The organism is Acinetobacter sp. UBA6526 (genome assembly GCF_002434875.1).
Taxonomy (GTDB): Bacteria; Pseudomonadota; Gammaproteobacteria; order Pseudomonadales; family Moraxellaceae; genus Acinetobacter; species Acinetobacter venetianus.
This window is the reverse complement of record NZ_DJLC01000188.1, coordinates 24,444-33,054: the sequence shown is the minus strand read 5'-3', so window position 1 is coordinate 33,054 and position 8,611 is coordinate 24,444. Positions and strand designations below refer to the sequence as shown.

The 8,611-nt window shown below is 40.8% G+C and carries 8 protein-coding genes; 4 read left to right on the top strand and 4 right to left on the bottom strand.

Annotated elements, in window-relative coordinates:
- Both feoB and B4237_RS12910 read right to left on the bottom strand, forming a co-directional pair.
- Positions 1-1,386 (bottom strand): ferrous iron transporter B (gene feoB, locus B4237_RS12915; protein ID WP_286943456.1); only part of this gene is annotated, 1,386 nt, incomplete at its 3' end.
- Positions 1,383-1,643, bottom strand: coding sequence for a FeoA family protein (locus tag B4237_RS12910; protein WP_278595680.1), 261 nt, complete (start codon positions 1,641-1,643; stop codon positions 1,383-1,385). The genes B4237_RS12910 and feoB, both read right to left, overlap by 4 nt.
- Before the next feature lie 145 nt (positions 1,644-1,788).
- On the opposite strand from B4237_RS12910, the gene xerD reads away from it, so the two are divergent.
- The 4 genes from xerD (at position 1,789) to thrC (ending at position 6,287) form a co-directional block, all read left to right on the top strand.
- Complete coding sequence (gene xerD, locus B4237_RS12905) at positions 1,789-2,709, top strand: site-specific tyrosine recombinase XerD (protein WP_278595679.1); 921 nt, start codon at positions 1,789-1,791, stop codon at positions 2,707-2,709.
- 133 nt (positions 2,710-2,842) lie between these two features.
- Complete coding sequence (locus B4237_RS12900) at positions 2,843-3,658, top strand: DsbC family protein (protein WP_004876357.1); 816 nt, start codon at positions 2,843-2,845, stop codon at positions 3,656-3,658.
- Positions 3,659-3,787: 129 nt separating this feature from the next.
- Positions 3,788-5,089 (top strand): homoserine dehydrogenase, encoded by a 1,302-nt coding sequence (locus B4237_RS12895; RefSeq protein WP_130133759.1) that lies wholly within the window; start codon positions 3,788-3,790, stop codon positions 5,087-5,089.
- 58 nt (positions 5,090-5,147) lie between these two features.
- Positions 5,148-6,287 (top strand): threonine synthase, encoded by a 1,140-nt coding sequence (gene thrC / locus B4237_RS12890; RefSeq protein ID WP_004656353.1) that lies wholly within the window; start codon positions 5,148-5,150, stop codon positions 6,285-6,287.
- 172 nt (positions 6,288-6,459) lie between these two features.
- Here the strand turns inward: thrC and B4237_RS12885 are convergent, their stop codons facing one another.
- Together B4237_RS12885 and pbpG are read right to left on the bottom strand one after the other, a co-directional pair.
- Positions 6,460-7,248, bottom strand: coding sequence for a hypothetical protein (locus B4237_RS12885; RefSeq protein WP_278595678.1), 789 nt, complete (start codon positions 7,246-7,248; stop codon positions 6,460-6,462).
- 249 nt (positions 7,249-7,497) lie between these two features.
- Positions 7,498-8,562, bottom strand: coding sequence for a D-alanyl-D-alanine endopeptidase PBP7/8 (gene pbpG, locus B4237_RS12880; protein ID WP_278595677.1), 1,065 nt, complete (start codon positions 8,560-8,562; stop codon positions 7,498-7,500).
- Positions 8,563-8,611 lie beyond the last annotated feature (49 nt).

The following is an 8,611-nucleotide window of genomic DNA, read 5'->3' as shown; positions in this document are numbered from 1 at the left end:
TGAAAGTGCAAAGATAATTCCACCGACACGCTTCAAGAAGATTTTGCCGCGATCAAGTAAACCAATACCCACACTCTTTAAATCTGGAATACGATAACTAGGCAGCTCAAGCAGTAATGCATGCTGTGATTTATCTTTCTGCAAAAACTTCATCACAAATGAAACACACAATGCGCTCACGATGCCTGCCATATACAAACCGAATAACACCAAACCTTGCAGGTTAAAGATCCCCCACACGGTTTGACTTGGGATAAATGCGGCAATTAATAAAGCATAAACAGGTAAGCGTGCCGAACAGGTCATGAGTGGTGCAACCATAATCGTGGTAAAACGATCACGCGGATCACTAATACTACGTGTTGCCATAATTCCCGGTACTGCACAAGCAAAGCTTGAAAGCAAAGGAATAAATGCTCGACCACTTAAGCCTGCTTTAAACATCAACTTATCGAGTAAGAAAGCTGCGCGTGGTAAATAACCAGATTCTTCCAACACTAAGATAAAGAAGAATAAAATCAAAATCTGCGGCAAGAACACCACCACACCGCCTGCACCGGCGATAATTCCATCCACTACAAGACTTTGAAGTAATGGTTGCGTAATGTGTTCACCTAAAGTTTCACCTAACCAACCAAAGAAGCCTTCAATACCATCCATGAATGGCGCAGCCCAAGCGAATACCGCTTGGAACACGATAAACATCATCACCGCTAAGCTGAGCAAACCCAGCACAGGATGCAAGAAAATGCGATCTAGGAAATCTGTACGCTTATCTTCCTGATAAACGAAGTTCACCACATCTTTAAAAATCGTTTCGATTTTCTGATGGTGTTCACCCGTTAAACCACTTAATTCTGTTTGCGGAGCAGTATATTTTTCTTGATCCAAGGCATGCAGTAAGTTTTCGATCCCTGTATTACGCACAGCCACTGTTTCAACAACAGGTACACCAAGGCGCTCAGACAGTTTTTGCGTATTGATCTGGATGCCACGACGACGCGCCTCATCCATCATGTTCAACACCACAAGAATTGGTCGACCCAATTCAATCATTTCAAGCACTAAACCCAAGTGCAACTTTAAGTTTGTCGCATCAACCACACACAAAAAGGCGTCTTGTTGTCCTTCCTCAGCAATTTTACCTTGGCAAACATCACGCGTAATCTCTTCATCAGGACTCGTCGCAAGTAAGCTATAAGTACCCGGCAAATCTAAAACACGTACACTTTTCCCAGAAGGAAGCTGGAAATGACCGACTTTACGCTCAACGGTTACACCCGCATAGTTGGCAACTTTTTGGCGTGTTCCAGTGAGGTGGTTAAATAGAGAGGTTTTACCGCAGTTTGGATTTCCCACAAGGGCAACACGTAACGCATCACTCATGCAGGTGCTCCTTCAACTTGAATTTCAATTTTTTCAGCCTCAGTTTTACGCAATGCAAAACGCGTAAAACCAATTTGGATTAGAATCGGATCGCCACCAAAAACGCCTTTGGTAATGACTTGTACTTGTGTACCAGGAACAAAGCCTAAACTTTCTAAACGAATCGCCACTAAATCTGGCTGTTTAGAGTCATCAACCAAGCGATTTACCTTAGTAATCATCGCCGTTTGCTTGACTTTTAATGCTGACAATCGCACCGCTACTAACCCTAAAATCTTTTATCTTAGTATACATACAAATGAGAATAATTACCAAAAACAATATCAATGGCATTTGCTTTTGTCACACATCGACAACAATTCATTTTTCTTTTACAGTGCTCATGAATATAGGGCATCATTTATGTTAAATAAAAAACCTCGAATCCCTTCTGCGGTTTCTATTCCCAATGATCTTAGTTTTTTGCAAGGTTTTCGCGATTATCTCGTGGCTCAGACAGTGAGCCCACATACCCGTAATGCCTATTTATCTGATCTGATTCAATGTAGTGAGATACATAAAAGTCAAGCCTTGCCAGAATGGTCAAGTGAAGATATTGCTGATGTTCTGATTGCGCTCACTAAAGCAGGAAAAAGCCCTCGTTCTATTGCACGTTGTTTATCTGCCCTACGCCAATTTTATAAATTTCTAAGAGAACAAGGTATTCGGGATGACAATCCCGTTGCCACTCATCGATCACCTAAAATTGGTCGTGCACTTCCTAAAGATTTATCTGAGCAAGATGTAGAAGCACTGATCAACGCACCAGATATTAATACAGTGTTAGGGCTACGAGATCGTGCCATGCTAGAGGTTTTATATGCTTGTGGACTACGTGTCTCTGAATTACTTAATTTACGTTTAGAACTGATCAATTTAAAACAAGGTTTTCTTCGTATTACAGGTAAAGGTAACAAAGAACGCCTTGTTCCCTTAGGTCAATATGCCTGTGATTGGATTGAAAAATATTTAGCAGATTCACGACCACAACTTTATAAAAGTAGCACTGATTATCTATTTTTGACCCAACATGGCGGTATTATGAGTCGGCAAAATTTTTGGTATGCGATTAAGCGTTATGCTTTACAAGCAAATATCCAAGCAGAGTTGTCTCCACATACATTGCGTCATGCCTTTGCGACTCATTTAATTAATCATGGTGCTGATTTGCGTGTCGTACAAATGCTACTTGGTCACAGCGACTTATCTACCACACAAATTTATACCCATGTTGCTCAACATCGTATGCAAGAATTACATACCAAATACCATCCACGCGGCTAAAATGACCATTTGTCTTAGAAAAAGATAAAACTTGATTTCGTTCACAGTCACTATGCAAGATTTAACGAAGTCATTTCATTTTTTTGCTATGCTTAGCCCCTTACACACATGAATACGTACAAAAAGGTTCTTTATGTTGTTTACTCGATCTCAGCTTGTAATTGCTTGCACATTAGCATCGACATTACTCCTAAGTGCCTGCTCTAAAGAAGATGCCGCACAAAAACAAGATGCTCTTACAGCAACGGCACCTGCAACAGGTGAAGCATCAACATTAAGCGAGCGCAATGCACAACAACGTTTAGTTTCAACTTTAGAAAAGAATTTTAAAACAGCGAATATCAACGCCAAAATTATTACAATCAAAAAAACTGAGGTTCCAAACCTATTTTGGATCAGCTTGGAAGGTATGGGTTCGGTCTATGCCACTGCTGATGGCAAATATATTATCCAAGGTGATGTGATCCGTTTAGGTGACAAACAACTACATAATGTCAGTGAAGCACTACAAGCCACTGAAAATAAAAAACACTTAGCTGCACTGAAAAATGAAGATTTAATTGTTTATCCTGCCAAGGATGGCAAAGCAAAACATGTCATTTATGTATTTACCGATTCAAGCTGCCCTTATTGCCATAAACTACATGAACACTTAGGAGAAATTACCGCGAAAGGGATTGAAGTTCGTTATATCGCTTGGCCACGTGGTGAACAATTCATGCCAACCATGCAAGCAATTTGGTGTAGTGAAGATCGCAAAGCTGCATTCGATCAAGCCGCTCAAGGCTTGCCAGTATTAGCGAATGAATGTAAAAACCCTGTACGTGAACAATACCAGCTTGGTTTAAACATGGGTGTGAATGGTACGCCAGCAATTTACAATGTCGATGGAGAGTACTTAGGTGGTTATATGACACCCGATGAAATCGTTCAACGCTTAAACAAATAATCCCTTTCCTCTCCTTTCAAGAATAACGACTAGGGCGACAGATTAAAGATGATCTTAGCCCTAGTGTCTGCGCACTTTTTTAGCTATGATCAAACTTCATTAAAATGATTGAATAAAATGGAGTGTGACGTGAAACCAGTTCGTCTGGCGATACTCGGTCTTGGTACTGTAGGTGGTGGAGCCCTTAAATTACTACAAGAAAATGCTGCTGAAATTAAACGCCGTACCGGTCGAGAAATTCAAATTACACACGTAGGCACTCGCCGTCCACGTCCAGATCTACAACTCGATGGAATTAAACAAAGCGCTGATATGCTGGACATCGTCCGTCAACCTGATGTTGATGTAGTTGTTGAAGTTATGGGTGGTATTCATCCAGCTTATGAAATCATCATGGAAGCGATTAAGCACGGCAAACAAGTCGTGACTGCCAATAAGGCTTTGCTTGCTGAGCACGGTAACGAACTTTTCAAAGCAGCCGAAGACAATGATGTACAAATCGCCTATGAAGCAGCAGTTGCAGGCGGGATTCCAATTATTAAAGTGATTCGTGAAGGTCTTGCAGCCAACCATATCGAGTGGCTTGCAGGTATCATCAACGGCACAGGTAACTTTATCCTGACTGAAATGCGTGAAAAAGGCCGTGCATTTGATGATGTCCTTAAAGAAGCACAAGAACTTGGCTATGCAGAAGCTGATCCAACCTTTGATGTTGAAGGAATTGATGCTGCGCACAAATTAACGATTTTGGCTTCATGTGCTTTCGGTATTCCACTTCAATTTGACAAGGTATATACCGAAGGCATCAGCAAAATTACAGCACAAGATGTGAAATATGCTGAAGAATTAGGTTTCCGAATCAAGCACCTCGGTATTGCACGTCGTGCTGAAAAAGGCATCGAACTTCGCGTACATCCTACCTTAATTCCTGATGAGCAACTCATTGCAAATGTGAATGGCGTTAAGAATGCGGTCCTTGTTCAAGCCAATGCAGTAGGTCCAACATTGTATTACGGCGCGGGTGCTGGCGCTGGTCCGACAGCCTCTGCAGTTGTTGCTGATGTTATTGATATTGTTCGTGATATTTCATATACCGAAGATGGTGCTGGTACAATTCCTCAGCTTGCCTTTGAAGCACTGACTAATATGCCAATTCTCAGTCGCGAAGAAATGACGACTGGATACTACATCCGCTTAAATGCTGAAGATCAAACAGGCGTATTGGCTGATGTAACGACAATTCTCAGTCGCGCAGGCATTAGCATTGATGCCATCATGCAACAATCTCGTCTCAAAGATTTGATTCCTATCGTGATCTTAACGGATCCAATTGTGGAATCAAAAATGGATGAAGCATTAGCACAAATTCAAGCATTACCTGCAATTCGTGGCGAAATCGTAAGAATTCGTTTAGAATCGCTCGATAGTTAATCAGGTTGAGGGAAAATGACTTCCCTCACCCCGCTCTACCTCATATTGGAACACCATCATGTCGAATGCCAATCGTTATACTGGTCTTGTAGATCGTTATCGTGACCGTTTACCTGTGTCTGCAACTACACGTGCAATTTCTTTAGGTGAAGGTAATACTCCACTGATTAAACTAGAGAACATTCCACGTATTATTGGCAAAAATGTTGAAATCTATGTGAAATACGAAGGTCTGAACCCAACAGGTTCATTTAAAGACCGTGGTATGACAATGGCTGTGACCAAAGCTGTTGAGGAAGGCTCTAAAGCGATTATCTGCGCATCTACAGGCAATACTTCAGCTGCCGCAGCCGCTTATGCAGCTCGTGCAGGCATCAAAGCGTTCGTATTAATCCCAGAAGGCAAAATTGCCATGGGTAAAATGGCACAAGCAATGATGTATGGTGCGATCACGATGCAAATTCGTGGTAACTTCGATGATGGTATGCGTCTAGTCAAAGAAGTTGCTGATCAAGCGCCTGTAACCATCGTTAACTCGATCAACCCATATCGTTTACAAGGGCAAAAAACAATTGCTTATGAAATCGTAGAAGCATTAGGTCGTGCACCTGATTACCACTGCTTGCCTGTAGGTAATGCTGGTAACATTACTGCACACTGGATGGGTTATACAGAAGCTGTAGCAAACCAGCCTGCGGATCAGTTTGAACAAGTGATCTATGATGCAGCGACGGATCAATTTACTGGTCCAAAACCAGAAGGTTTACCAACAATGGTTGGCTATCAAGCATCTGGTGCCGCACCTTTCTTACGTGGCGCACCTGTTGAAAACCCAGAAACAGTTGCAACAGCAATTCGTATTGGTAATCCACAAAGCTGGAACCATGCAAAAGCAGTTGTACGTGACTCTAAAGGTTGGTTTGATGAACTTCAAGACAGCGAAATTTTAGAAGCACAACGTTTACTGTCTATGTATGAAGGCGTATTTGTAGAGCCGGCTTCAGCTGCTTCTATCGGTGGTGCTATCCGTGATATCAAAGCAGGTAAAATTGCTGAAGGTTCAGTCATTGTATGTACAGTTACAGGTAATGGCTTAAAAGATCCTGATACTGCAATCAAGCAATGTGCTGATGCTGTAATGTTGTCAATTGATGCGACAATGGATCAAGTGAAAGATTCTATTCTTTCTAATATGTAAGCTATCTTTGATACATTAAAAAAACCTGCTACGGCAGGTTTTTTTGATCTTCAAGCTTCAAGATTCTTTTTTCATTTCATCAAACAGTTCAGCTCGCTGTTCATCGCTTAAGTCCAATTCTTCAGCCAACTCCTGAATCAATTCGTCAACAAGAGCTTCAGCATCAAAGTCCTCATCCTATTCTTTTCCCCCAGTCATCTTCATCACAGTTATACTGCTTAGCCAACTCTTTTTCGATCGTTTGAATTTCCTCTAAACTAATTTCTTTTATTTCAAATAAAGGTTGCTTTAATAAAGGATTTATCGCATATAAAGCCACATCTTCCCATTCACCAATTGTCAGTACCTTCTTAGTTTCATCATAGCTTAGCCCTGATTCAGTAGCGATCAATGCTTGCAGCAAAACTGGGTGATTTGATAACTCTTCTAATGAACCCTCTAAATTAATTTCCGCATAATCATAATCTGCAAAAATAGCTTCAACTTTATTTTTTAATTGATCTTGCTCTTCTACATAAACCAAACTCGCTGAAAACTCATCATGCTCTTGCAACCACTGTTGATTTTTTACAGACCATAAACCATAAAACTTTACTTCATGTTCGAATTTCACCAGTTGAAATTTCTGCATTTTTGCTAACTGAATAAATTCAAAAGTATCTTCATCATTTAGACAATCTGGAAGAATACCCTCTGAAACAGCTCCATACTTTCCTAAAATATGTACACCACAACGTGAAAAGACGAAATCATCAAGCTTTTGTAATTCTTCCTCAGTAGCATCAAACAAGGATTCCACTTCATATAATGGAAAATCGCGTGCGCTAGCAATTTCAACTTGCTTATACTCGACTTCTGCCTGAGTTTTATCCTCAAAAACGTTGGCAATCCGATGTCCAGCCACATAAAAAACTTCATCGTTATAGCCAAAGTATTTTTCACGAATCACATAGGTGCTCATGTTGTTCCCCTAATTTATTTATCACTCAACTGTTTATTTTTTTCTGATGCGAAACTTAACCACTGTAAAATCAACGGAATTGATTCATAATATTGTATGAGAAGTCATCACCTCAAATTGTGATTCAACATTAACCGATTTTTATTTTAAAAACGAATATACTTCATTGATATATGACAAGTTATGTCGTTTTATTTAGGCATAAAAAAACTCTTCATGAAGAAGAGTTTTTAAATCGAACCAATGGTATTAAATACGTTTTGGCAATGTCGCAACCCAGTTTAATAAGTTCGTTGCATCGTTGGTACGTGCTTGAGAACTCGACGCACCAAGTAGCACTACAACAGCTGGGCGAGAATTCACAGTAGTATGCATCACTACACAACGTCCCGCTTCATTGATAAAACCTGTTTTTGACAAGTTAATATTCCAACCACCATTACGAACCAAGGCATTAGTATTATTCGATTTAAGCACACGATAACCCAAATTAAAATCATAGGTTGGTGTTGTAGAGAACTGGCGAATTAAACCATATTGTGAAGCAGTACTTACAAGAATACCCAAATCACGTGCTGAAGATACATTATGTGGATCCAAACCAGTCGACTCAGCATAACGAGTCGAATTCATGCCCAATTGTTTTGCTTTCGCATTCATTGCTGCAACAAATGCAGAACGACCACCTGGATATGTGCGAGCCAAGGCAGCAGCAGCAGGATTTTCAGACTTCATTAAAGCGAACAATAAGAGCTCTGCACGATTCATCGTGTCACCCACTCGTAATGTCGAGCTTGAGTTCTTACCGCCCGCACCCGCAAAGTCGATTGAATCAAGTGTGATCTCTTCAGACATATTCAAACGTGCATCAGCAGTAACCACAGCCGTCATAAGCTTAGTAATTGAAGCAATCGGCACAGACATATTACTATTCTTACTGAATAGTACCTCACCTGTCTGCGCATCCATCACCAATGCAGAACGTGCATTTACTGAGGGTTGGCTAGTCGAACCAAAGGTATCACGAATCTGTACACTTTTCTGCGGCGTAGCAGAAGACGTAATTGTCGCAGAACCGCCATTACGTAAAGTGGTAGTGACCGACGTTGAACCTTGAGGGCTAATTTCTGTTTCATCATCATCCATTAGCTGGCTAGCATCACTTGCTGACCAACTAATCGATGCAGACGAAGCGCCCACACTCGAAGCTGCCGAATTGTTGTTAACAACTAAATCAGCAAAGCTTGTTGAACTCCAAGTTAACAAGATAGACATGCCTAGAACATGCATGACAGATTTTTTAGAATTTTTCACGACACAATACTCAACTCAGGACGCTGCACATTTGCGCTTACTATCATTA